This is a genomic window from Streptomyces sparsogenes subsp. cuspidosporus (assembly GCF_039532705.1).
Taxonomy (GTDB): Bacteria; Actinomycetota; Actinomycetes; order Streptomycetales; family Streptomycetaceae; genus Streptomyces; species Streptomyces sparsogenes.
Window position 1 is genome coordinate 88858 of record NZ_BAAASD010000019.1, and the last position, 23546, is coordinate 112403.

The 23546-nt window shown below is 72.3% G+C and carries 23 protein-coding genes and 1 riboswitch; of the genes, 14 read left to right on the forward strand and 9 right to left on the reverse strand.

Going from position 1 to position 23546, the window contains the following annotated elements; all coding sequences use genetic code 11:
* Positions 1 to 97: 97 nt before the first annotated feature.
* Positions 98 to 931 carry an RNA polymerase sigma factor WhiG gene (gene whiG, locus ABFY07_RS22720; RefSeq protein WP_346176253.1) on the forward strand — a complete coding sequence of 278 codons (834 nt, stop codon included), beginning with the start codon at positions 98 to 100 and terminating at the stop codon, positions 929 to 931.
* A 75-nt stretch (positions 932 to 1006) separates the two neighbouring features.
* Positions 1007 to 1561 carry a TetR/AcrR family transcriptional regulator gene (locus ABFY07_RS22725; RefSeq protein ID WP_346176291.1) on the forward strand — a complete coding sequence of 185 codons (555 nt, stop codon included), beginning with the start codon at positions 1007 to 1009 and terminating at the stop codon, positions 1559 to 1561.
* Here ABFY07_RS22725 and ABFY07_RS43200 read toward each other — a convergent pair.
* Positions 1515 to 2354 carry a murein hydrolase activator EnvC family protein gene (locus tag ABFY07_RS43200; RefSeq protein ID WP_428836990.1) on the reverse strand — a complete coding sequence of 280 codons (840 nt, stop codon included), beginning with the start codon at positions 2352 to 2354 and terminating at the stop codon, positions 1515 to 1517. The genes ABFY07_RS22725 and ABFY07_RS43200 overlap by 47 nt on opposite strands.
* Before the next feature lie 462 nt (positions 2355 to 2816).
* Here ABFY07_RS43200 and rpsB point away from each other — a divergent pair, with 462 nt between their 5' ends.
* From rpsB to ABFY07_RS22775, 9 genes are all read left to right on the forward strand, one after another.
* Positions 2817 to 3695: a 30S ribosomal protein S2 gene (gene rpsB, locus ABFY07_RS22735; RefSeq protein WP_346176254.1), complete on the forward strand. Its 879-nt coding sequence runs from the start codon at positions 2817 to 2819 to the stop codon at positions 3693 to 3695.
* 100 nt (positions 3696 to 3795) lie between these two features.
* Positions 3796 to 4632, forward strand: a complete 837-nt coding sequence (gene tsf, locus ABFY07_RS22740; protein WP_065965194.1) for a translation elongation factor Ts — start codon at positions 3796 to 3798, stop codon at positions 4630 to 4632.
* Between the two features lie 169 nt (positions 4633 to 4801).
* Positions 4802 to 5584, forward strand: a complete 783-nt coding sequence (gene pyrH, locus ABFY07_RS22745) for a UMP kinase (RefSeq protein ID WP_065965195.1) — start codon at positions 4802 to 4804, stop codon at positions 5582 to 5584.
* Between the two features lie 104 nt (positions 5585 to 5688).
* Positions 5689 to 6246, forward strand: a complete 558-nt coding sequence (gene frr / locus ABFY07_RS22750; RefSeq protein ID WP_346176255.1) for a ribosome recycling factor — start codon at positions 5689 to 5691, stop codon at positions 6244 to 6246.
* Positions 6246 to 7424: a phosphatidate cytidylyltransferase gene (locus ABFY07_RS22755; protein WP_346176256.1), complete on the forward strand. Its 1179-nt coding sequence runs from the start codon at positions 6246 to 6248 to the stop codon at positions 7422 to 7424. Before frr ends, ABFY07_RS22755 begins: the two co-directional genes overlap by 1 nt.
* Before the next feature lie 93 nt (positions 7425 to 7517).
* Positions 7518 to 8624: a dual-specificity RNA methyltransferase RlmN gene (rlmN, locus tag ABFY07_RS22760; protein WP_346176257.1), complete on the forward strand. Its 1107-nt coding sequence runs from the start codon at positions 7518 to 7520 to the stop codon at positions 8622 to 8624.
* A 62-nt stretch (positions 8625 to 8686) separates the two neighbouring features.
* A riboswitch (TPP riboswitch) is annotated at positions 8687 to 8791 on the forward strand.
* A complete protein-coding gene (locus ABFY07_RS22765; RefSeq protein ID WP_346176258.1) occupies positions 8785 to 9867 on the forward strand; it encodes a thiamine ABC transporter substrate-binding protein in 1083 nt (360 codons plus the stop codon). (Overlaps the previous riboswitch by 7 nt.)
* 128 nt (positions 9868 to 9995) lie before the next feature.
* The gene (locus ABFY07_RS22770; RefSeq protein ID WP_346176259.1) at positions 9996 to 11609 is read left to right on the forward strand and encodes an ABC transporter permease; all 1614 of its coding nucleotides are present in this window, start codon (positions 9996 to 9998) and stop codon (positions 11607 to 11609) included.
* Complete coding sequence (locus tag ABFY07_RS22775; RefSeq protein ID WP_346176260.1) at positions 11609 to 12640, forward strand: ABC transporter ATP-binding protein; 1032 nt, start codon at positions 11609 to 11611, stop codon at positions 12638 to 12640. Before ABFY07_RS22770 ends, ABFY07_RS22775 begins: the two co-directional genes overlap by 1 nt.
* Positions 12641 to 12695: 55 nt before the next feature.
* Here ABFY07_RS22775 and ABFY07_RS22780 read toward each other — a convergent pair whose 3' ends face one another.
* The 5 genes from ABFY07_RS22780 to ABFY07_RS22800 form a co-directional block, all read right to left on the reverse strand.
* Positions 12696 to 13835: an LOG family protein gene (locus ABFY07_RS22780; protein ID WP_346176261.1), complete on the reverse strand. Its 1140-nt coding sequence runs from the start codon at positions 13833 to 13835 to the stop codon at positions 12696 to 12698.
* Between the two features lie 91 nt (positions 13836 to 13926).
* Positions 13927 to 15171, reverse strand: a complete 1245-nt coding sequence (locus tag ABFY07_RS22785) for a hypothetical protein (RefSeq protein ID WP_346176262.1) — start codon at positions 15169 to 15171, stop codon at positions 13927 to 13929.
* Positions 15153 to 15881 (reverse strand): ABC transporter ATP-binding protein, encoded by a 729-nt coding sequence (locus ABFY07_RS22790; protein ID WP_065965206.1) that lies wholly within the window; start codon positions 15879 to 15881, stop codon positions 15153 to 15155. The genes ABFY07_RS22785 and ABFY07_RS22790 overlap by 19 nt, the downstream gene beginning before the upstream one ends.
* A gap of 189 nt (positions 15882 to 16070) precedes the next feature.
* Entirely contained in the window at positions 16071 to 17432 is a 1362-nt protein-coding gene (locus tag ABFY07_RS22795; protein WP_346176263.1) for an aspartate aminotransferase family protein, read from the reverse strand.
* Positions 17433 to 17434: 2 nt separating this feature from the next.
* A complete protein-coding gene (locus ABFY07_RS22800) occupies positions 17435 to 17908 on the reverse strand; it encodes an Lrp/AsnC family transcriptional regulator (RefSeq protein WP_346176264.1) in 474 nt (157 codons plus the stop codon).
* Positions 17909 to 18086: 178 nt separating this feature from the next.
* Between ABFY07_RS22800 and ABFY07_RS22805 the strand changes: the two genes are divergently transcribed.
* On the forward strand, positions 18087 to 19541 hold the full coding sequence (locus ABFY07_RS22805; protein ID WP_346176265.1) for a gamma-aminobutyraldehyde dehydrogenase: 1455 nt from the start codon (positions 18087 to 18089) through the stop codon (positions 19539 to 19541).
* A 160-nt stretch (positions 19542 to 19701) separates the two neighbouring features.
* Complete coding sequence (locus tag ABFY07_RS22810; protein ID WP_346176292.1) at positions 19702 to 20256, forward strand: Uma2 family endonuclease; 555 nt, start codon at positions 19702 to 19704, stop codon at positions 20254 to 20256.
* Here the strand turns inward: ABFY07_RS22810 and ABFY07_RS22815 are convergent.
* Both ABFY07_RS22815 and ABFY07_RS22820 read right to left on the reverse strand, forming a co-directional pair.
* Positions 20228 to 20938, reverse strand: coding sequence for a glycerophosphodiester phosphodiesterase (locus tag ABFY07_RS22815; protein WP_346176266.1), 711 nt, complete (start codon positions 20936 to 20938; stop codon positions 20228 to 20230). The genes ABFY07_RS22810 and ABFY07_RS22815 overlap by 29 nt on opposite strands.
* Complete coding sequence (locus ABFY07_RS22820) at positions 20935 to 21957, reverse strand: adenosine deaminase (RefSeq protein WP_065965215.1); 1023 nt, start codon at positions 21955 to 21957, stop codon at positions 20935 to 20937. Before ABFY07_RS22820 ends, ABFY07_RS22815 begins: the two co-directional genes overlap by 4 nt.
* 288 nt (positions 21958 to 22245) lie before the next feature.
* Here ABFY07_RS22820 and ABFY07_RS22825 point away from each other — a divergent pair, with 288 nt between their 5' ends.
* Positions 22246 to 22893 carry a DUF4190 domain-containing protein gene (locus ABFY07_RS22825; RefSeq protein WP_346176267.1) on the forward strand — a complete coding sequence of 216 codons (648 nt, stop codon included), beginning with the start codon at positions 22246 to 22248 and terminating at the stop codon, positions 22891 to 22893.
* On the opposite strand, the gene ABFY07_RS22830 is transcribed toward ABFY07_RS22825, so the two are convergent.
* Positions 22842 to 23465 (reverse strand): NADAR family protein, encoded by a 624-nt coding sequence (locus ABFY07_RS22830; protein ID WP_346176268.1) that lies wholly within the window; start codon positions 23463 to 23465, stop codon positions 22842 to 22844. The genes ABFY07_RS22825 and ABFY07_RS22830 overlap by 52 nt on opposite strands.
* Positions 23466 to 23546 lie beyond the last annotated feature (81 nt).

Genomic DNA, 23546 nt, shown 5'->3' on the forward strand with positions numbered 1-23546 from the left:
CGCATACCGCGATGGCTCACTCACGCTACGCTCACAAGGTTTCCGGCGGAAGCGCACGTCCTCACCCACGTCATGGCAGAACGGCACAAGGCGACGAATGCCCCAGCACATCTCCGGGTCTGACCGCGCGGCGCCGACCCCTGCCCGCGGCGCGGTGCGTCCCCCCGCCCCCTCGTCGCTCGACGAGCTGTGGCGGTCCTACAAGTCCACGGGCGACGGTCGGCTGCGGGAGCAGTTGATCCTCCACTACTCACCGCTGGTGAAGTATGTGGCCGGGCGGGTCAGCGTCGGGCTGCCGTCCAATGTCGAGCAGGCCGACTTCGTCTCCTCGGGAGTCTTCGGACTCATCGACGCCATCGAGAAGTTCGACCCCGAACGGGCCATCAAGTTCGAGACCTACGCGATCACCCGCATCCGTGGCGCGATGATCGACGAGCTGCGGGCGCTGGACTGGATCCCGCGCTCGGTGCGTCAGAAGGCCAGGGCCGTCGAGCGGGCGTACGCCACGCTGGAGGCGGCCCTGCGCCGCACCCCCTCGGAGGCCGAGGTGGCCGCCGAGATGAACATCGGCCTCGAGGAACTCCACGGCGTCTTCAGCCAGTTGTCGCTGGCCAATGTGGTCGCCCTGGAAGAGCTGCTGCACGGGAGCGGGGAGGGCGGCGAGCGGCTCAGCCTCATGGACACCCTGGAGGACACCGCCGCCGACAACCCCGTGGAGGTGGCCGAGGACCGCGAGCTGCGCCGGCTGCTCGCCCGCGCGATCAATACGCTGCCCGAGCGGGAGAAGACCGTGGTCACCCTCTACTACTACGAGGGGCTCACGCTGGCCGAGATCGGGCAGGTCCTCGGGGTCACCGAGAGCCGGGTCAGCCAGATCCACACCAAGTCCGTGCTGCAGCTGCGGGCCAAGCTCGCCGATGTCGGACGGTGAATCCTCCCGTCTGTATCGCCCCGGTCAGGGGGCCTTTCGTAAAGTGGAGGCGTGCCCAGGATTCGAGCGGCCTCCGTGGCCGAGCACCGGACGATGCAGCGCGGCGCCCTGCTGGACGCCGCCCGTTCCCTGCTGTCCGAGGGCGGTACGGAGGCCTTGACCTTCCCCGCCCTCGCCGAGCGCACGGGCCTCGCGCGGTCCTCCGTCTACGAGTACTTCCGCTCCCGCGCGGCCGTGGTCGAGGAGCTGTGCGCGGTGGACTTCCCCGTTTGGGCCGCCGAGGTCGAGGCGGCCATGGAGCGGGCCGACTCGCCCGAGGCCAAGATCGAGGCGTATGTGCGGCGGCAGCTGGCGCTGGTCGGCGACCGCCGCCACCGCGCCGTCGTGGCGATTTCCGCCGGGGAGCTGGACGCGGGCGCCCGCGAGAAGATCAGGGCCGCGCACGGCGGGCTGATCGCCATGGTCGTCGAGGCCCTCGGCGACCTCGGTCATGAGCAGCCGCGGCTGACCGCGGTGCTGCTGCAGGGTGTCGTGGACGCCGCGGTCCGCCGGATCGAGCTCGGCGCCGAGGACCCCGCGCGCGTCACCGAGGCGGCCGTCGCCATGGCCCTCCGCGGCGTACGCCCCTGACCCCGCGCACCCGCCCCACACGCTGTGCCCCTGTCCCCTGAGTGATGCGCGCCCCGAGCACCCCGAGCCGGCCCCCCGGCCCCCGCGCGCCGCGCAGCCGCGCACCGGCCCAGGCCGCCGCGCCGGCCAGGGCGGCGGCCTGGGCCAGCTCTCCGGACCCTGCGGGGCCCGCGGTGCCCGGTGGCAGGACCGAGGGCACCCGGTCCGTGCCCGCGGGTGGCCCGGCCGGGCCACCCGCTTCTTCCGCCGCGTCCGCAGGCTCCGGTACGCCGAACACCGGCAGCAGCCGGGAGGGGCCACGCCTGAGCATCCACGGGTCGAGCAGCGACAGCGGGTCCAGATAGCGATCGCCGCTGCGCAGCCCCCAGTGCAGACAGCCGGAGGGGCAGTGGGAGGGGCCCGCGGCCACCGTCCCCACCACCTGCCCGGCCCGCACCCGCTCGCCCTCGGCCACCAGGGCCCGCACCGGCTCGTAGGTCGTCCGCAGCGGCGGTCGGCCGGTGCCCGGCAGCTCGATGGTGAGCACCCCGCGGCCGGCGACCGGGCCCGCGAAGGACACCCCGCAGGCCGCCGCCGCGCGCACCGTTGGGCCGGGGCGCGCGGCGAGGTCCACCCCGCGGTGGCCCGCCGCCCAGGGCGCCGGCGGCGGCTCCCAGCCCCGCAGCACCGTCGGCCTGCCCCCTCCCGCCTCGGACCCCACCGGCCAGGACCGCCCGTCACGGGCCTGGGCCGCGGCGGCCGGCCACCCCAGGAGCAGCGAGATCCAGCCGAGGACGACACCGGACAGGACCACGCGCAGGAGCGCGCGCAGGAGCGCGAAAGGCGAGGTCGGGAGGGTCGGCGGGCACGGGCAGGGGGCCGGGTCGGCGGGGCGCGGTCGCCCGGGAAGCGGCCCTGGACGTGGCACGGGAAGTCGCATGGAAACACCGTGGCGCGACGCGCCGATTCGCGTGGATCATGGACACGATCTGGGGACTACTCACGGGTTGTGGATATCGCCGTCACCCGGCACCGCGCGGGTCCCGTACACTTCTTGTGGCGATCCGGGTCACCGGATCGACTTCGCACGCCCCGCCACCGGCACCCCGATCGGCCTCGATCCGTCCATCGATACCGCTCGAACAGCATGGCGGCCGCGCCCCTCGGTCCTCGGACGAGCCCTCCGCGAGGGCACCTTCCGTGGCAGGCGCGCCGGGGCGTCAGGCGCGGCGGCCGCCCGGCCGCCGTGGAACCGAGCACTTCAAGGAGTACGGCCATGGCCGTCGTCACGATGCGGGAGCTGCTGGAGAGCGGCGTCCACTTCGGGCACCAGACCCGCCGCTGGAACCCGAAGATGAAGCGTTTCATCTTCACGGAGCGCAACGGCATCTACATCATCGACCTGCTCCAGTCGCTGTCGTACATCGACCGCGCCTACGAGTTCGTCAAGGAGACCGTCGCCCACGGCGGTTCCATCATGTTCGTCGGCACGAAGAAGCAGGCGCAGGAGGCGATCGCCGAGCAGGCGACCCGCGTCGGCATGCCGTATGTGAACCAGCGCTGGCTGGGTGGCATGCTCACCAACTTCTCGACCGTCTACAAGCGCCTGCAGCGCCTCAAGGAGCTCGAGCAGATCGACTTCGAGGACGTGGCCGCCTCCGGCCTCACCAAGAAGGAGCTCCTGGTCCTCTCGCGTGAGAAGGCCAAGCTGGAGAAGACCCTCGGCGGTATCCGCGAGATGCAGAAGGTGCCGAGCGCCGTCTGGATCGTCGACACCAAGAAGGAGCACATCGCCGTCGGCGAGGCGCGCAAGCTCCGCATCCCGGTCGTCGCGATCCTCGACACCAACTGCGACCCGGACGAGGTCGACTACAAGATCCCGGGCAACGACGACGCGATCCGCTCGGTCACCCTGCTCACCCGTGTGATCGCCGACGCGGTCGCCGAGGGCCTCATCGCCCGCTCCGGTGTCGCCACCGGTGACGAGAAGGCCGACAAGGCCGCCGGTGAGCCGCTCGCCGAGTGGGAGCGCGACCTGCTCGAGGGCGAGAAGAAGGCCGACGAGCCCGAGGCGGCCAAGCCCGCCGAGGCCGAGCAGCCGGCCGAGGCCGAGCAGCCCGCCGAGGCCCCGGCCGCGGACGCCGAGCAGGCCTGACCACTCAGGCTGCGACGTGACGGCGGGGGAGGGCGCCCGGTGCGCCACCCCCGCCGTTCCCCCGTAGAGCTTTCGACTTTCGAGAAGAGATTCACAGATCATGGCGAACTTCACCGCCGCTGACGTCAAGAAGCTCCGTGAGCTCACCGGCGCCGGCATGATGGACTGCAAGAAGGCGCTGGACGAGGCCGAGGGCCAGGTCGACAAGGCCGTCGAGATCCTGCGCGTCAAGGGCCAGAAGGGCGTGGCCAAGCGCGAGGGCCGCAGCGCCGAGAACGGCGCCGTCGTCTCCATCATCTCGGACGACAAGACCTCCGGCGTGCTGGTCGAGCTGAAGTGCGAGACCGACTTCGTCGCCAAGGGCGACAAGTTCGTGGCCGTCGCCGACGCCATCGCCGCCCACGTCGCCAAGACCTCCCCGGCCGACCTGGAGGCCCTGCTCGCCTCCGAGATCGAGGCCGGCAAGACCGTCCAGGCGTTCGTCGACGAGGCCAACGCGACCCTGGGCGAGAAGATCGTCCTGGACCGCTTCGCGCAGTTCTCCGGCGGCTACGTCGCCGCGTACATGCACCGCACCAGCCCGGACCTGCCGCCGCAGGTCGGCGTGCTGGTCGAGCTCGACAAGGAAGACGCCACGGTCGCCAAGGACGTCGCGCAGCACATCGCCGCGTTCGCGCCGAAGTTCCTGACCCGTGACGAGATCCCGGCCGAGACGGTCGAGAACGAGCGCCGCGTGGCCGAGGCCACCGCTCGCGAGGAGGGCAAGCCCGAGGGCGCCCTGCCGAAGATCGTCGAGGGTCGCGTCACCGGCTTCTTCAAGGAGAACGTCCTGGTGGACCAGCCGTTCGCCAAGGACAACAAGAAGTCCGTCCAGAAGGTCCTGGACGAGGCCGGTGTCACGCTCAAGCGCTTCGCGCGCTTCCGCGTCGGCGTCTGAGCGTCGGCGTCGGAGCCGAGCAGCGAATGACCGGCGACCCCGATAGGGTCGTAGGCAGCCAACCGTCAACCGGTCGGCCGCAGATGTGACGAGGAGGCCATTGCCGCAGAGGTCGATCAAGGACCCGTCCGGCAGTGGCCTTCTTCGTATGTGCACGAGGAGATCTCCAATGAATCAGGGCGCGGGCGCCGGACAGGCCGCCGACGAGAAGAACGCTCAGGGCAGGGTCAAACGCCGTCGCTTCCTGCTGAAGCTCTCCGGTGAGGCGTTCGCCGGGGGCGGGGGGCTCGGGGTCGACCCCGATGTCGTGCACGCCATCGCCCGCGAGGTCGCCGCGGTCGTCCGGGACGGCGCCGAGATCGCCATCGTCATCGGCGGCGGCAACTTCTTCCGCGGCGCCGAACTGCAGCAGCGCGGCATGGACCGGGCCCGCTCGGACTACATGGGCATGCTCGGCACGGTCATGAACTGTCTCGCCCTCCAGGACTTCCTGGAGAAGGAGGGCATCGACTCCCGCGTCCAGACCGCCATCACCATGGGCCAGGTCGCGGAGCCGTACATTCCGCTGCGTGCGGTGCGCCACCTGGAGAAGGGGCGCGTGGTCATCTTCGGCGCGGGCATGGGCATGCCGTACTTCTCCACCGACACCACCGCGGCCCAGCGTGCCCTGGAGATCCACGCCGAGGCCCTGCTCATGGGCAAGAACGGGGTGGACGGGGTGTACGACTCCGACCCCGCCCGGAACCCGGACGCGGTGAAGTTCGACGCCCTGGAGTACGGCGAGGTGATCACCCGCGACCTCAAGGTCGCCGACGCCACCGCCATCACGCTGTGCCGCGACAACAAACTGCCGATCCTCGTCTTCGAGCTTCTCGCCGAAGGGAACATCGCGCGTGCGGTGAAGGGTGAGAAGATCGGCACGCTCGTGAGCGACCAGGGCTCCCGGGCCTGACGGCTCATACGGGGGATGGACAACGGCCTGCCGGTCGGACACCGTGCAGGAGAAGACGCACGCAGGGGCGAGGCTCTGCTTACTGATAACACCAGGAGCAAGTGGTGATCGAAGAGATCCTCCTCGAGGCCGAGGAGAAGATGGAGAAGGCCGTTGTGGTCGCCAAGGAGGACTTCGCCGCGATCCGCACCGGGCGTGCGCACCCGGCGATGTTCAACAAGATCGTGGCGGACTACTACGGGGCGATGACGCCGATCAACCAGCTGGCGTCGTTCTCGGTTCCGGAACCGCGCATGGCCGTGGTGACCCCGTTCGACAAGAGCGCGCTGCGCAACATCGAGCAGGCGATCCGCGACTCCGATCTGGGCGTCAACCCGAGCAATGACGGCAACATCATCCGGGTGGTGTTCCCCGAGCTCACCGAGCAGCGCCGCAAGGAATTCATCAAGGTCGCCAAGGGCAAGGGCGAGGACGCGAAGATCTCGATCCGCAGCGTCCGCCGCAAGGCCAAGGAATCCATCGACAAGCTCGTCAAGGACGGCGAGGTCGGGGAGGACGAGGGCCGCCGGGCGGAGAAGGAGCTCGACGACACCACCGCGAAGTACGTCGCGCAGGTGGATGAGCTGCTCAAGCACAAGGAAGCCGAGCTGCTCGAGGTCTGATGAACGACTCATCCTGGGGAGCTCCGCCGAGCGCCCGCCTCCGGGGACCGGCCGACCAGGGGCCCTCCCCCTCGCTTCGTGGGGAGGTGCCCCCGCCCTCGGCGGGTCCCGCGCGCGAGGTGGGCGGGGCGGCGCAGACTCGGCCCATGCCCACCGTGCCCCACGCAGGCGGAGACCCTCGGGATGCCGCCGACCGTGATCGGGGGGCCGCTCGGCCGAGCGGCCCCCTGTTCCGCGACGACCGGGAGCCGGAGCGCGGCCCGCGGCAACCCGCCGTACATCCCCCGACGCCCCCGGAGCGACCCGACGCCATGCCGGCCGACAGCGCACACCGCCCCGACGAGGCCGGGGGCGCCAAGAAGAAGAGCGCGGGCCGCGATCTGCGCGCCGCGATAGGGGTGGGCGTCGGCCTGGGCGTGGTGGTCGTCGCCTCGCTGTTCATCTACAAGCCGGTGTTCGTCGGCGTCATAGCGGTCGCCGTGGTCGTCGGCCTGTGGGAGCTGACCTCCCGGCTGGCCGAGCGCAAGGACATCCGCGTCCCGTTGGTCCCGCTCGCCGTGGGCGGCGTCGCCATGGTGGTCGCCGGTTACGTGCGCGGTGCGGAGGGCGCGTGGGTGGCCGTGTCGCTGACCGCCCTGGCGGTGCTGGTGTGGCGGATGACCGAGCCGCCGGAGAACTACCTCAGGGATGTCACGGCCGGGGTCTTCGCGGCCTTCTACGTACCCTTCCTGGCCACCTTCGTCGCGCTCATGCTCTCGGCCGACGACGGGCCGCGGCGGGTGCTCGTCTTCCTGCTGCTGACCGTGGTCAGCGACACCGGCGCGTACGCGGTCGGCTGGCGCTTCGGCCGCCACAAGCTCGCCCCGCGTATCAGCCCCGGCAAGACCCGCGAGGGCCTGCTGGGAGCGATCCTCTTCGCGATGGTCGCGGGCGCGCTGTGCATGCAGTACCTGATCGAGGGCGGCGCCTGGTGGCACGGGCTGCTGCTCGGGGCCGCCGTCGCGGTCAGCGCCACCCTGGGCGACCTCGGCGAGTCCATGATCAAGCGTGACCTGGGCATCAAGGACATGGGCAAGCTGCTGCCCGGCCACGGCGGGATCATGGACCGGCTGGACTCACTGCTGCCCACCGCGCCCGTGGTCTGGCTGCTGATGGTGATCTTCGTGGGCGGCGGCTGACCGGCCCCGCACCCCGGCCCCACACCCTGGCCCTTCGGCCCCGCGCCGCTCCTGGCGCGGGGCCGTACGCACGTCTGAGACACTGGGGAGACCATGCCCAAGCCCGGAGAACTCACTTTCGTCGCGCCGCGCGGAGCCAAGAAGCCGCCGCGGCATCTCGCCGACCTCACGCCCGCCGAGCGCCGCGAGGCCGTCGCCGCCCTCGGCGAGAAGCCGTTCCGCGCCGGCCAGGTGTCGCGCCACTACTTCGCCCGCTACAGCCGCGACCCGGCCCAGTGGACCGACATCCCGGCCGCCGCGCGCGAGAAGCTGGCGGCCGGGCTGCTGCCGGACCTCATGAGCGTGGTGCGCCACATCAGCTGTGACGACGACACCACCCGCAAGACCCTGTGGCGGCTCTTCGACGGCACGCTCGTGGAGTCCGTGCTGATGCGCTACCCGGACCGGGTCACCATGTGCATCAGCTCCCAGGCCGGCTGCGGCATGAACTGCCCGTTCTGCGCCACCGGTCAGGCGGGCCTGGACCGCAACCTGTCCACCGCCGAGATCGTGCACCAGATCGTCGACGGTATGCGGGCGCTCAGGGATGGCGAGATCCCCGGGGGGCCGGCGCGGCTGTCGAACATCGTCTTCATGGGCATGGGCGAGCCGCTCGCCAACTACAACCGCGTCGTGGGTGCCATCCGCAGGCTGACGGACCCGGAGCCGGACGGCCTCGGCCTGTCCCAGCGCGGCATCACCGTCTCGACCGTCGGGCTCGTCCCGGCGATGCTGCGCTTCGCCGACGAGGGCTTCAAGTGCCGGCTCGCGGTGTCGCTGCACTCGCCCGACGACGAGCTGCGCGACACCCTGGTCCCGGTCAACACCCGCTGGAAGGTCCGCGAGGTCCTGGACGCGGCGTGGGAGTACGCGGAGAAGTCGGGCCGCCGCGTCTCCATCGAGTACGCCCTGATCAGGGACATCAACGACCAGGCGTGGCGGGCCGACCTGCTGGGACGGCTGCTCAAGGGGCGCCGGGCGCACGTCAACCTGATCCCGCTCAACCCGACTCCGGGCTCCAAGTGGACCGCGTCCAGGCCGGAGGACGAGAAGGCGTTCGTGGCCGCCCTGGAGGCCCACGGCGTGCCCGTGACCGTCCGGGACACCCGGGGCCAGGAGATCGACGGGGCCTGCGGGCAGCTGGCGGCGGCCGAGCGCTGAGGCCCGGCTGATACGGTGCCCTGGCACCGCCTCGTACACGAGGCACCAGCTCGAACAAATGAACATTCCGACAGGGGAGCGCGAACAGCGCTGAGAGTGCGGCCCGGCCGCAGACCCTCGGACCTGATCCGGGTCATACCGGCGTAGGGAGTCAGATCGTATGAACCGCCGTCTTCGGCATGCCGTCGCCACCGCCCTCTTCGGCTCGCTCGGCCTCACCACCCTCGTCGCCTGCGGCGAGGACTCCTCCGGCTCCTCCGGCGGCTCGGGGTCCAAGACCGTGACCCTGGTCTCGCACGACTCGTTCGCCACCTCCAAGGCCGTGCTGAAGGAGTTCACCCGAAAGACCGGCTACAAGGTGCGGCTCCAGCCGGGCGGCGACGCCGGGGCGGCCGTCAACCAGGCCATCCTCACCAAGTCGCACCCTCAGGGGGATGTCTTCTTCGGCGTGGACAACACCCTGCTGTCCCGCGCGCTCGACAACGACCTGTTCACCCCGTACCGGGCCAAGGGCCTGGACAAGGTCCCGGCGGCGCTCCAGCTCGACGCGGCGAAGCACCGCGTCACCCCGGTCGACTTCGGGGACATCTGCGTCAACTACGACCGGAAGTACTTCGCCGACAAGAAGCTCGCCCCGCCGAAGACCTTCGCCGACCTGACCAAGCCCGCCTACAAGAACCTCCTGGTCACCGAGAACGCGGCCACCTCCTCACCCGGCCTCGCCTTCCTCCTGGGCACCGCCGCCCGCTACGGCGACGACGGCTGGCAGGGCTACTGGAAGAAGCTCAGGGCCAACGGCGTCGAGGTCGTCGACGGCTGGGAGCAGGCGTACTACGACCGCTTCTCCGGCTCGGCGGGCGGGGCCAAGGGCGACCGGCCGCTGGTCGTCTCCTACGCCTCCAGCCCGCCGGCCGAGGTGGTCGACGCCAAGCCGCGTCCCGCGCAGTCCCCCATAGGGGTCGCGACGGGAACCTGCTTCCGGCAGGTGGAATTCGCCGGCCTTCTGAAGGGCGCGTCGAACACCAAGGGCGGCAAGGCGCTGCTGGACTTCCTGCTGACCAAGAGGTTCCAGGAGGACGTGCCACTCAAGATGTACGTCAACCCGGCCCGCGAGGACGCCAAGCTGCCCGAGCTGTTCACCAAGTACGGGGTGCAGATCGCCGACCCGGCCACCCTGGCCCCCCAGAAGATCGCCAAGAACCGTGACCAGTGGGTCAAGGCATGGTCCTCGCTCGTCCTGTAAAGCGCCGCGAACGTGACGCAGGCGCCCCCGACGTTCCCGACGCCCCCCGGGCGGTGGGGCCGGGGGCGTCGAAGGCGAGCCCCCGGCGGCGCGCTGACCTCCGCGGGGCGGCGCTGCGGCTGGCCCTGATGGCCGTGCCCACCGCCTTCTTCGCGCTGTTCTTCCTCTACCCGGTGGCCGCCATCGTCGCCCGCGGACTGCGCGACGGAGGACAGTGGCGGCTGGGCCGCGCCGGCGAGGTGCTCACCGACCCGGCCGTCCTGGACATCCTGTGGTTCACCGGCTGGCAGGCGGCCGCGTCCACCGCCCTGACGCTTGCGGTCGCGCTCCCCGGCGCGTATGTCTTCGCCCGCTTCGCCTTCCCCGGCAAGCGGCTGCTGCGCGCCGTCGTGACCGTCCCCTTCGTCCTGCCGACCGTCGTGGCCGGCTCCGCGTTCCTCGCCCTGCTCGGCCACGGCGGGCTGCTGGAGCGCCTGTGGGGCGTACGCCTGGACACCACCGTCTGGTCGATCCTCCTCGCGCACGTCTTCTTCAACTACGCGGTGGTCGTACGGACCGTCGGCGGGCTGTGGGCACAGCTCGACCCGCGCCAGGAGGAGGCCGCGCGGGTGCTCGGCGCGAGCCGCCTGGCCGCGTGGCGGCGGGTGACGCTGCCGGCGCTGGCCCCCGCCGTGGCGGCCGCCGCCCTGATGGTCTTCCTGTTCACCTTCACCTCCTTCGGCGTCGTCCAGATCCTCGGCGGCCCCCGGTACGCCACCCTGGAGGTCGCGATCTACCGGGAGACCGCGCAACTGCTCGACCTGCCGACGGCCGCCGTGCTGACCCTCGTCCAGTTCGCCGCGGTCGCCGCGGTCCTGGGGCTGCACGCCTGGACCGTACGGCGGCGCGAGGGCGCCCTGAAGCTCGTCGACCCCGAGCGGACCGCGCGCCGCCCCCAGGGCCCGGCCCAGTGGGCGCTGCTGTGGGGCGTGCTCGCCTCCGTGGCGCTGCTGATCCTGCTGCCGCTCGCGGTCCTCGTCGAGCGCTCCCTGGACGCCCCCGGCGGCTACGGCCTCGGGTACTACCGCGCCCTGCAGTCGGCGGCCGACAGCGGCGGGACATTCTTCGTCGCACCCATGGAAGCCGTCTGGAACTCCCTGCGCTACGCCGCCGTGGCGGCCGTCTTCGCCCTGGTGGTGGGCGGCCTGGCGGCCGCGGCGCTCACCAGGAAAGCGGGCAGACTGGTGCGGGGCTTCGACGCGCTGCTGATGCTGCCGCTGGGCACCTCCGCCGTCACCGTCGGCTTCGGCTTCCTCATCGCCCTCGACGAGCCGCCGCTGGACCTGCGCGCCTCATGGATCCTCGTACCGCTCGCCCAGGCCCTGGTGGGCGTGCCCTTCGTCGTACGGACCATGCTGCCCGTGCTGCGCGCGGTGGACCACCGGCTGCGCGAGGCGGCGGCCGTGCTCGGCGCGTCCCCGCTGCGGGCCTGGCGGGAGGTGGACCTGCCGATGGTCGCCCGGGCGCTGGGGGTCGCGGCGGGCTTCGCGTTCGCCGTGTCGCTGGGCGAGTTCGGGGCGACCGTGTTCATCGCCCGGCCCGACCACCCGACCCTGCCGGTGGCCGTCGCCCGCTTCCTCGGCCGGGCCGGGCAGCTCAACTACGGCCAGGCCATGGCCCTGAGCACGATTCTCATGCTGGTGTGCGCGGCTTCCCTGCTGCTCCTGGAGCGGATCCGCACCGACCGTTCGGGGGAGTTCTGATGACCCTGCTGCGACTGGACGAGGTGACGGTCCGCTACGGCGAGCGCACGGCGCTGGACGCCGTGGACCTCCATGTGGCCGAGCACGAGACGGTGTCGGTGCTGGGGCCGAGCGGCAGCGGCAAGTCGACGCTGCTGCGCGTCGTGGCCGGCCTGGAGCGCGCCCACACCGGGCGGGTGTGGCTGTCCGGCCGCGACCAGTCCGGGGTGCCCACCCACCGGCGCGGCGTGGGCCTGATGTTCCAGGACCACCAGCTCTTCCCGCAGCGGGACGTGGGCGGCAACGTCGCCTTCGGACTGCGGATGCGCAAGGTGGCGCGCGCCGAGGCCGAGCGCCGGGTCGCCGAACTGCTGGACCTGGTCGGCCTCCCCGGCGCCCAGCGGCGGGCGGTCGCCTCGCTGTCCGGCGGCGAGCAGCAACGGGTCGCGCTGGCCCGCGCCCTGGCCCCGCGCCCCCAACTGCTGATGCTGGACGAGCCGCTGGGGCAGCTCGACCGCGGGCTGCGGGAGCGGCTCGTCGTCGAACTGCGCCGGCTCTTCGGCGAGCTGGGCACGACCGTGCTCGCGGTCACCCACGACCAGGGCGAGGCGTTCGCGCTCGCGGACCGGGTGGTGGTGATGGACGGGGGGCGCGTCGCGCAGACCGGCACCCCGCTGGAGGTGTGGCAGCGCCCCGCCACCGAGTTCGTCGCCCGCTTCCTGGGCTTCGACAACGTGGTTGACGCCGTCGTCCACGGCGAGCGCGCCAATACGCCCTGGGGCAAGCTCCCCGTCCCGGACGGCACCCCGCCGGGGCCGTGCCGACTGCTGGTCCGCCCGGCCGGGGTGCGGCTCGTCTCCCCCGAGGAGGGCCTGCCGTGCACGGTGCTGGCGCGGACCTTCCGAGGCGACCGTGTGGCACTCGCCCTCCAGCCCGCGGGCGCGCCGCGCCTGGAGGCGGCGTGCGCGCTGCGGGACGCGCCGGGAGAGGGGGAACGGGTCGGGGCCGCCTTCGAGGCGGGCGACGTGGTGGTGCTGGGCGCCGACGCCTGAGCCGCGCCTGAGACGTGGGCGCGCCCCCCCCGCGCCCCTCACGGAGGCCCTGCGCTCAGCCCGTCAGGCCCGTCAGGGACATGAGGGCTTCGGGGGCCTCGTCCACCGAGTCCACCAGCGCGATCCGGGCCGCCATGGACCTGCCCTGGGCGAGCGCCTCCAGCAGGGGCCAGGTCGGCAGGCGGCGCGTCCAGTGGTCGCGGTCCACGAGCACCATGGGCGTCGGCTCGCCGCGCGACTCGTAGTAGTTCGGCGTCGCGTTGTCGAATATCTCCTGGACGGTCCCGGCGGCGCCCGGCAGGAACACCACCCCCGCGTTCGACCGCGCCAGCAGACCGTCCTCGCGGGTGGCGTTGGCGAAGTACTTCGCGATGTGCGAGGCGAAGGCGCTGGGCGGCTCGTGCCCGTAGAACCAGGTGGGGATGCCTACCGACGTGCCGCCGCCGGGCCACCGCTCGCGCACCGCGAAGGCCGCCTCGGCCCACTCCCCGACGGACGGCCGGAAGGAGGGTGCCTTGGCGAGCACCTCCAGGGACTCGTCGAGCATCCCGTCGGCGAACGGCGCCGCGTACGCGCCCAGGTTGGCGGCCTCCATCGCGCCCGGCCCGCCGCCCGTGGCGACCGTGAACCCCGAGCGCGCCAGCGCCCGCCCGAGCCGGGCCGCGCCCGCGTACCCGTCGGAGCCGCGCTCCAGGGCGTGCCCGCCCATCACACCCACCACCCGTGACCCGGCGAGGAGTTCGTCGAGGGCGTCCGAGACGGCGTCGTCGTGGATGGAGCGCAGCATCGAGGAGAAGATGTCGCCGTCGGCCTTGGTCCGCTGGAACCAGGCGTACGCGAGCGCGTCGGGCGTCCCCGCGTAGCCCCGCTCCGCCAGCCCCTCGAACAGCTCGCTCGGCGAGTAGAGGGTGCCGCGGTAGGGGTCGAACGGCAGTCCCGGCACCGGCGGGAAGACCAGCGCGCCGCCGGCCCGCACCTTGGCGGCGGCCTCGGGCTCCATCGGGCAGCCGAGGAAGACGGCCTCGGCGGTGTCCGTGCCGAGCAGCGCCGGGGTACGGTCCGTCAGATCGACGGACTGGACGCGGTACCCGGCCAGTGAGCCGCGCGCCACGACCTCGTCGAACTCCCGCAGGGACTCGATCTCCCGGTCGGGGCACGGGTCTTGGGCGGCGGTGGAAGCGTCGTCGGTCAGCACGGCGACATGCTACTGGCGGCCCCCGGCGGTGGGCCGAGGCGGTCGGCGGGCCGCGGAGTGGCGCATGGCGCGGAGTGGCGCGTGGCGCGGCTCAGTGGTCGAAGGGGAGCGTGCTCAGCTCCGCGACCGCCCAGGCCAGCGGGGCCAGGAGGATCAGCAGGGCCACCCCGCGCAGGGCCGCGGCGCCCCGCAGCAGGCGCGGCGGCGCGCCCAGGCGCAGCAGGGCTTCGGTCGTCCTGCCCCGGGCGCTCTTCGTCTCGAGCGCCGCGGTGAGCGCCGAGGCGGTGGCGCACATCATGATCAGCGCGGCGCCCAGGCCGGTGAGCGGGCCGAAGGGGCGGTCGCCGGACGAGCCGGGGCCCGCGCCGTAGAGCTGGACCGCGGCGTACGCGCCGGAGGCGACGGCGCACAGCACGCCGATCGGGTGCCCCAGGCGCCCCGCCTCCTGCTGCAGCACCCGCCCGGCCAGCAGCCGCAGCGCCCCCGGGCGGCCCGCGGACAGCAATCTGCCGCACAGGTGGGTGAGGCCGGGCCCGGCCAGCACGAGGCCGACCGCCGTGAGCGCCCAGCCGCCCACCACGCCGGGCGGGCTGCTCCCCAGGTGGCCGGGGAGCGGCAGCAGCCTGCCGGGGGGCGGGGGAGGGCCGCTGCCGGCGTTGTTCGTGTACGCCTCCATGGCGATGCCGGCCGCGGTCAGCGCGATGCCCCAGGGCAGTCGCCGGGTCGCGAACTCCGGCGCCGCGCCGCGCGGGGCCGTCTCCGCGCCCCGCGCCCGGCCGCCTCCCCGCGCCCCCCGCGCGCGCCGCGCTCCCCGGGGCCACAGGTGGACCGCGCAGGCCGCGGCCGCCACCGCCGGTACGAGCGCGAGCAGGGTGACCGCGGCCGCCCAGGGCACCGGGTGACCGGCGCCGAGCGCGCCGCTCGCCGCCCCGCTCGCCGCATCGGGCCACAGCGGCCACGAGCCGCCCAGATCGCCCCGCAGGTGCAGGAAGACCAGCAGGGCCGGCACACAGCCCAGCGCGCACGACAGGGCGGCCGAGGCCGCCGCGAGCAGCGCGGACCTGGCCGGGCCGCCGCCGGCCGCCGCGAAGACCGGGCCGAACGGGACGCTCGGGTCGGCGCGCGCGACCGAGACCGCGAGCTGGGCGGTGGCCGCCAGGGGCACCACGCACCACAGCAGCCGTACGACCGCGTCGTCGGCCTGCTCGGGATGCCCGGCCGCGTACCCGAGGGCGCAGAGCAGCAGGAAGCCCGTGCCCGCCGCCGCGGTCGCCACCAGTGACCGGCGCACCAGGGCCAGGGGCCGGGCGCCGCGGGCTAGGCGGAGACTGAGCACGCGGACCTGCCCTCCGCCTCGGGGGAGTGCGGCGAACCCACCCGGCGGCCGTCCAGCAGCGCGACGGTGCGGTCGGCGAGGGTGGCCACCTCCTCGTCATGGGTGGCCAGGAGCACCGTGATGCCGTGCGAGCGGGCCGCCGTGGTCAGGGTGCGCAGCACCTGGGCGCGGTCCGTGCTGTGCAGCGGGGCGGTGGGCTCGTCGGCGAACAGCACGGCGGGCGCGGAGGCCAGCGCGCGGGCCATCGCCACGCGCTGGCGCTGTGCCTGGGGGAGCGCGGCGGGGCGCAGGCGGGCGCACTCGCCGATGTCGAGCCGGTCCAGCCACTCGTGCGCGGTGCTCTTGGCCTCGCGCCGGCCGGTGCCGCGCAGCATCAGGGGCAGCGCGGCGTTCTCCCAGGCGGTGAGCTCGGCGATGAGCTGGGGCTCCGTGTCGATCCAGGCGAAGCGGTCGCGGCGGAGCTGTTCGCGGCCGAGCGGGGAGAGGGTGTGCACGGGGGCGCTGTTGAACCACACCTCCCCGCGGTCCGGGACGAGCAGGCCGGACAGGCATTTGAGGAGGGTGGTCTTCCCGCAGCCGCGCGGGCCGGTCACGGCCAGGATCTCGCCGTCGCGGGCGCCGAGGGAGACGCCGGCGAGGGCGGGCGACCCGCCGTAGGCGTACGTCAGGGTGCGTGCCCAGAGCACGTCGTTGTCCGGCGGAGCCACCATGCGAAGCACCTCGCCTCAGCTGCGATCGTCCGTGCGTTCCCCCGGTTGGGGGAACGACCGCAGAGCCAATGGGTCACTGGCACGGTAAGGACTCCGGCCCGTGCCCGCGCCCAGGCTCGGCGCGGGCACGCTGCCGTTTCCTCCGATCAGCCGCAATCCGGCCGGTCGGAAGGGGCGGCCCGGAGGCGCTCAGATCTTGGTCCACGCCTCGGTCAGGACCGCCCGCAGCACCTGCTCGATCTCGTCGAAGAGCGCCTGGTCGGCGATCAGCGGCGGCGCGAGCTGGACGACCGGGTCGCCGCGGTCGTCGGCGCGGCAGTACAGCCCGTTGTCGTACAGCGCCTTGGAGAGGTAGCCGTACAGGACGCGCTCGGTCTCCTCCGCGTCGAAGGACTCCTTGGTGGCCTTGTCCTTCACCAGCTCGATGCCGTAGAAGAAGCCGTTGCCGCGCACGTCGCCGACGATCGGCAGGTCGTGCAGCCGGCGCAGGGTGGCGAGGAAGTCGGCCTCGGTGTCCAGGACGTGCTGGTTGAGCCCCTCGCGCTCGAAGATGTCGAGGTTGGCCAGGGCCACGGCCGCCGAGACCGGGTGGCCGCCGAAGGTGTAGCCGTGCAGGAAGGTGTTGTCCTCGCGGTAGAAGGGCTCGGCGAGCCGGTCGGAGACCAGGCAGGCGCCGATGGGGGAGTAGCCGGAGGTCATGCCCTTGGCGCAGGTGATCATGTCCGGGACGTAGCCGAACTTGTCGCAGGCGAACATCGTGCCCAGCCGCCCGAAGGCGCAGATCACCTCGTCGGAGACGAGCAGCACGTCGTGGCGGTCGCAGATCTCGCGGACCCGCTGGAAGTAGCCGGGCGGCGGCGGGAAGCAGCCGCCCGCGTTCTGCACGGGCTCCAGGAAGACCGCGGCCACCGTGTCCGGGCCCTCGAAGAGGATCTGCTGCTCGATCTGGTCGGCGCACCAGCGGCCGAACGCCTCGGGGTCGTCGCCGAAGATGGGCGCGCGGTAGATGTTGGTGTTGGGCACCTTGTGGGCGCCGGGGACGAGCGGCTCGAAAGGGGCCTTCAGGCCCGGCAGCCCGGTGATGGACAGGGCGCCCTGCGGGGTGCCGTGGTAGGCCACGGCGCGGGATATGACCTTGTGCTTCGTGGGCTTGCCGACGAGCTTGAAGTACTGCTTGGCCAGCTTCCAGGCGGTCTCGACCGCCTCGCCGCCGCCGGTGGTGAAGAAGACCTTGTTGAGGTCGCCGGGGGCGTAGCCGGCGAGCCGCTCGGCGAGCTCGACGGCCTTGGGGTGGGCGTAGCTCCACAGCGGGAAGAAGGCGAGCTCCTGGGCCTGCTTGTACGCGGTCTCGGCGAGCTCGACGCGCCCGTGGCCCGCGTTGACGACGAAGAGCCCGGCGAGGCCGTCGATGTAGCGCTTGCCCTTGTCGTCGTAGATGTAGGCGCCCTCACCGCGCACGATGGTGGGTACGGGGGCGTTCTCGTACGACGACATGCGGGTGAAGTGCATCCACAGGTGGTCGTACGCCGTGGTGGAGAGGTCGGCGCTCATTGCTATCTCGTTCCCCAGGTGTAGGTCTGCTTCCGGAGCTTGAGGTAGACGAAGCTCTCGGTGGAGCGCACGCCGGGAAGCGTGCGGATCCGCTTGTTGATCACCTCGAGGAGATGGTCGTCGTCCTCGCAGACGATCTCGATGAGGAGGTCGAAGGAGCCCGCGGTGACGACCACGTATTCGACCTCGTCCATGGCGGTCAGGGCGTCGGCGACCGGGTCGAGGTCGCCCTCGACGTTGATGCCGACCATCGCCTGCCGCCGGAACCCCACGGTGAGCGGGTCGGTGACCGCGACGATCTGCATGACGCCCTGGTCGAGCAGCTTCTGCACGCGCTGCCGTACGGCCGCCTCGGACAGGCCCACGGCCTTGCCGATCGCGGCGTACGGACGGCGGCCGTCCTCCTGGAGCTGCTCGATGATCGCCAGGGAGACGGAGTCGATCGGCGGTGTGCCGTTCTTGTCAGGTGTGGCCACGGAGCCCACTGTGCACGAGCCTCAGCCGTCTCGCAACCCTTATTCGATGAAATTCGTTGTCGAGAGGGCCTTATATCGCTGATTCCGTTGTTTTGGTGTGGCGGGTATGTTGAAAGCGTCGTCATGCCGACTACTGTGGTGTCTCATCCAATGGACACCCGACAAGGAGGGGTGGCACGTGACCACCGAACTGCGTCGTTTGCGCAACTACATCGACGGGGAGTTCCGGGACGCCGCGGACGGGCGGACCACGGAGGTGGTCAACCCGGCCACGGGCGAGCCCTACGCCACGGCCCCGCTGTCCGGCCGGGCCGACGTGGACGCCGCCATGGCGGCCGCCGCGGCCGCCTTCCCGGCCTGGCGCGACCTGGTCCCGGCCGAGCGCCAGAAGGCGCTGCTCAAGATCGCCGATGCCTTCGAGGCGCGCGCCGAGGAGCTCGTGGCCGTCGAGTCCGAGAACACCGGCAAGCCGCTCGCGCTCACCGCGAGCGAGGAGATCCCGCCCATGATCGACCAGATCCGCTTCTTCGCGGGCGCGGCGCGGATGCTGGAGGGGCGCTCGGCCGGCGAGTACATGGACGGGCTGACCTCGATCATCCGGCGCGAGCCGATCGGGGTGTGCGCGCAGGTCGCGCCCTGGAACTACCCCATGATGATGGCCGTGTGGAAGTTCGCCCCGGCGCTGGCGGCGGGCAACACCGTCGTCCTCAAGCCCTCCGACACCACCCCCGCCTCCACCGTGCTGATCGCGGAGATCATCGGCGAGGTGCTCACCGAGCTGGGCCACCCCCGCGGCGTCTTCAACGTCATCTGCGGCGACCGCGAGACCGGCCGCCTGATGGTCGAGCACTCCGTGCCCGCCATGGCCTCCATCACCGGCTCCGTCCGGGCCGGCATGCAGGTCGCCGAGAGCGCCTCGAAGGACCTCAAGCGGGTCCACCTGGAGCTCGGCGGCAAGGCGCCCGTCGTGGTCTTCGAGGACACCGACATCGCCAAGGCCGTCGAGGACATCTCGGTCGCGGGCTTCTTCAACGCGGGCCAGGACTGTACGGCCGCCACCCGCGTCCTGGTCCACGAGTCCATCCACGACGAGTTCGTCGCCGCCCTGGCCAAGGCCGCCGCCGACACCAGGACCGGCGCCCCCGACGACGAGGACGTGCTGTACGGCCCGCTCAACAACGCCAACCAGCTTGCGCAGGTCAGCGGGTTCATCGACCGGCTGCCCGCGCACGCCAAGGTCGAGGCGGGCGGCCACCGCGTCGGCGAGAAGGGCTTCTTCTACGCCCCCACCGTCGTCTCCGGGCTCAAGCAGGAGGACGAGATCATCCAGAAGGAGGTCTTCGGCCCGGTCATCACCGTCCAGTCCTTCACCGACGAGGCCCAGGCCGTCAACTACGCCAACGGCGTGGAGTACGCGCTGGCGTCCTCGGTGTGGACCAAGGACCACGCGCGCGCCATGCGGATGTCCAAGGCCCTGGACTTCGGCTGCGTCTGGATCAACACCCACATCCCGCTGGTCGCCGAGATGCCCCACGGCGGCTTCAAGAAGTCCGGCTACGGCAAGGACCTGTCGGCGTACGGGTTCGAGGACTACACGCGCATCAAGCACGTGATGACCTCGCTGGACGGCTGACCCCCCGACGGCAGGCACGGTTCCCGGGACGCGTAAACCGTGTCGCGGGAACCGTGCCTATCGTTGTACCGCACGGCCGCGCATCCGAAGCGCGGCGGGGAGGAGCACGGCCGTGACCATCGAGCTGACCGACAGGGTTGTACTGACCGACAGGATCGAGATGGCCGACAGCGGAGAGCTGACTCTGGACGACTTGTTCGAGCGGCTGGAGCAGATGCCAGTCCCCGAGGGCTACAAGGTCGAGATCGTCAAGGGGGCCGTCTTCATGTCGCCGCAGCGGAAACTCCACTGGGACACGATCAGTGCCGTCTACGAGCAGTTGCGCACCCGGTATGCGAGGAAGCGCCTGGCGTCGGACGTCCGGTTCGACTTCCCGGGCCTCAACGGGCTCTGCCCCGACCTGGTCGCTCTCAAGGAGGACGCGAAAGCGGACGACAAGGGCCGGTGCAAGCCCGAGGACATGGAGTTCGTCCTCGAGGTCATCTCCAGGTCGACCGCCGCCAACGACTACGGGGACAAGAAGGCGGTCTATGCCGAAGCCGAGGTTCCGGTCTACCTGATCGTCGACCCGTACACCGGCAGGTGCCACCTCCACACGCACCCCAAGGGGGGCGAGTATCTCAGCGAGCTGAAGGTCGCCTTCGGTGAGCCGATCGATCTGACGGGCACGGTCGTCAAGCTCACCCTCACGACGGACGAGTTCTCCCGCGACTGACCCGCAGCATCGCGCACAGCGCCCCGATCCGGTTGGTCGTGATCGAGTCCACCCCCGCGCGCAGCAGCCGCGCCATCGACCGCCGGGTGTCGGCGGTCCACGCGGAGACCAGCAGCCCGTCCGCGTGGTTGCGGGCTACCAGCTCGGGGGAGACCAGGCCGAAGCGGTAGTTGAGCCAGCGGGGGCGCAGATCGGCGAGCAGGGTCGGGCGGGGCGGGGCGAGGGTGGTCCAGGTCAGGGCGATCTCCGCGTCCGGGTCCGCGCGGCGTACCGCGCGCAGGGCGGCCAGGTTGCCGCAGTAGTAGACGCGGTCGGCCGCCCCGGACTCGCGGACCTCGGTGAGGGCGCCGTGCGCGGCCGAGGCGTCGGGCAGGTCGATCATCACGCGGGTCGAGTCGGCCGCGGCGAGGGCGTCCCGCAGCAGGGGCACGCCGCCGCCGGTCAGCCGCCCCACCTCGGCGGCGGTCAGCGCGGCGAGGGGGCGGTCGTGCCCCCACAGCCGCTTGAGGGTCGCGTCATGGAGCAGCATCGGGACGCCGTCCCGGGTCGAGCGCACGTCGATCTCCACCGCGCCGGCCCCGGCCAGCACCGCGGAGCGCACCGAGGCGAGGGTGTTCTCGCGGCACACGTACGGGTCGCCGCGGTGGCCGACCGCCGTGCAGGACGGGGCCGCCGCCGTCATCGACCCGCGACCGCCGTGTAGGCGTCGATCTCGGCCGCGAGCCGCGCCTTGCCCTCCGGGTCAAGGAAGGACGCCTCGACCGCGTTCTTGGCGAGGGCCGCGACGCCCGCTGCGTCCAGGTCCAGCAGCCGCGCCGCCACCGCGTACTCCGTGTTGAGGTCCGTGCCGAACATCGGCGGGTCGTCGCTGTTGATGGTCACCAGCACCCCGGCCTCGACCATCTCCCTCAGCGGGTGCTCGTCCAGCGTGGCGACCGCGCGGGTGGCGATGTTGGAGGTGGGGCAGACCTCGAGCGGGATCCGGCGCTCGGCGAGGTGCGCCAGCAGCCTCGGGTCGCGGGTGGCGCTGGTGCCGTGGCCGACGCGCTCCGCGCGCAGCTCGGTGAGCGCGTCCCAGATGGTCTCCGGGCCGGTGGTCTCGCCCGCGTGGGGCACGCTGTGCAGCCCGGCCGCGATGGCGCGGTCGAAGTACGGCTTGAACTGGGGGCGGGGCACGCCGATCTCCGGGCCGCCCAGGCCGAAGCTCACCAGGCCCGCGGCGCCCAGGTCGCAGGCGATGCGGGTGGTCTCCTCGGCGGCCTCCAGGCCCGCCTCGCCGGGGATGTCGAAGCACCACCGCAGCACCGTGCCCAGCTCGGACTCCGCCGCCTTGCGGGCGTCCTCGATCGCCTCGACGAAGGCGACGTCGGGGATGCCGCGCCGGGTGGAGCTGTACGGGGTGACGGTCAGCTCGGCGTAGCGGATGTTCTGCCGGGCCATGTCGCGGGCTATCTCGTAGGTGAGCAGCCGTACGTCGTCGGCGTCGCGGACCAGGTCGACGACGGAGAGGTAGACCTCGATGAAGTGCGCGAAGTCGCGGAAGACGAAGTAGTCGGCGAGAGCCTCGGGGTCGGTGGGGACAGCGGAGTCGGGGTGGCGGGCGGCGAGCGCGGCCACGATGCGCGGGGAGGCGGAGCCGACATGGTGGACATGCAGCTCCGCCTTGGGAAGGCCCGCGATGAAGGTGGTCAGATCGGTCAACGAATCCTCCGGGAGGCGGCCGGCTGCGACGGTTCCGGTCATCGTAATGGGGCGTCGGCCCCGGGCCGGCGCAGGCCGTAACATGGGCGGACATCACCTGGGGGAGACATGGGCGACCAGCCTGACCAGCCTGACCAGCCTGACCAGACGGGACAGCCGAAGGCGCCGGAGCCGCGCGAGCGTGATCCATGGGCCCCGCCGGAGCCGCGGGTGGCCCTGGACAAGCCGGCCGCCCCGGGGGCGGGCGCCCCGCCGGTGCCAGGTGCCCCGCCAGTGCCGGGAGCACCCTTGGTCACGGGAGCACCCCCGGTCCAGCCGCCGCCCCCGCAGGCCGGGCCGGGCGCGGTGCCCCCGCCGCCCCTCGCGCCGACCGGCCCCGGCACGCCGAGCGCGTATCAGCCCCCGCCCGGGCCGTACGGGTCGGTCCCGTACCCGCCCGCCGGCTATGGGCAGCCGGGCTATGGGCAGACCGGCTACGGGCAGCCGGGCTATGAGCAGACCGGCTACGGCGCGACCCCGTACGGAGCGCAGCCCCCCTATCCCGGGTATCCGGACCCCGGGTATCCGGCCTATGGCTACCCGGGCCCGGGCTACGGGCCCGGGTCCTACGCCCCGGACAACGGCAACGGCACCGCCGCCATGGTGCTGGGCATCGTCGGCACCGTCCTCTTCCTCACCGTCGTCTTCGGCGTCATCCTGGGCGTGCTCGCGATCATCTTCGGGGCGCTCGGCCGCGCCAAGGCCACGCGCGGCGAGGCGGACAACGGCGGACAGGCCCTGACCGGACTCGTTCTCGGGGTGATCGCCGTGATCGCGAGCGTGGTGATGATCTTCGTCTATGTCGCGGACGAGCAGGACGACGACCCGTACGCCGCCGGACCCGGCTACACGGAGGTCGCCGCCACGCTCGTGGACTCCCCGGCCGACAGCCGCTGACGGGCCTCCATCAGCGCGAAGCCCAGCAGATTCAGCCCCCGCCAGCGGGCCGGGTCCTGCGCCCGATCGTCGTCCGCCGCCAGTCCGATGCCCCAGACGCGGTCCAGCGGGCTGGCCTCCACCAGCACCCGTGACCCCGTCCTCAGCAGATAGTCGCGCAGCCCCGGATCCGCGCCGAACTTGTGCACACTGCCCTGGACCACCAACTCGAAGCGGTGCCGCTCCCACTCCGCCTGGTCGAAGCCGCGCACCGAACGGCCCGCGTCCTTGGCCTGCTTGGGGTGGACCGCCTCCAACGCCCGCCGCTCGGCGTCCGCGTCGCCGAACAGCCGGGCCTTGCCCGCCATCATCCAGTGCTCCGCCGTCGCGTACCGCACTCCGTCGACGACGAACTCGGAGGGCCACCACTGGCTGAAGCAGCCGGGGCCCAGGCCCCCGCCGCGCGGCGGACGATGCCCCCAGAACCAGACGTACCTGAAGCGCTCGCCGCGCCCGGCCCGCTCGGCCAGCTCCGCCACCGAACGCGGCCCGCCGTCCGCCGAAACCGAATCCCTCTCCCCGTTCGTCTCCATGCCCGGATTCTCGCACCCGCCACCGACAGCGCTCGATGGAGCCATCGCGACGGTTGGGCCCGAAGATCGGTCAGCCCATAG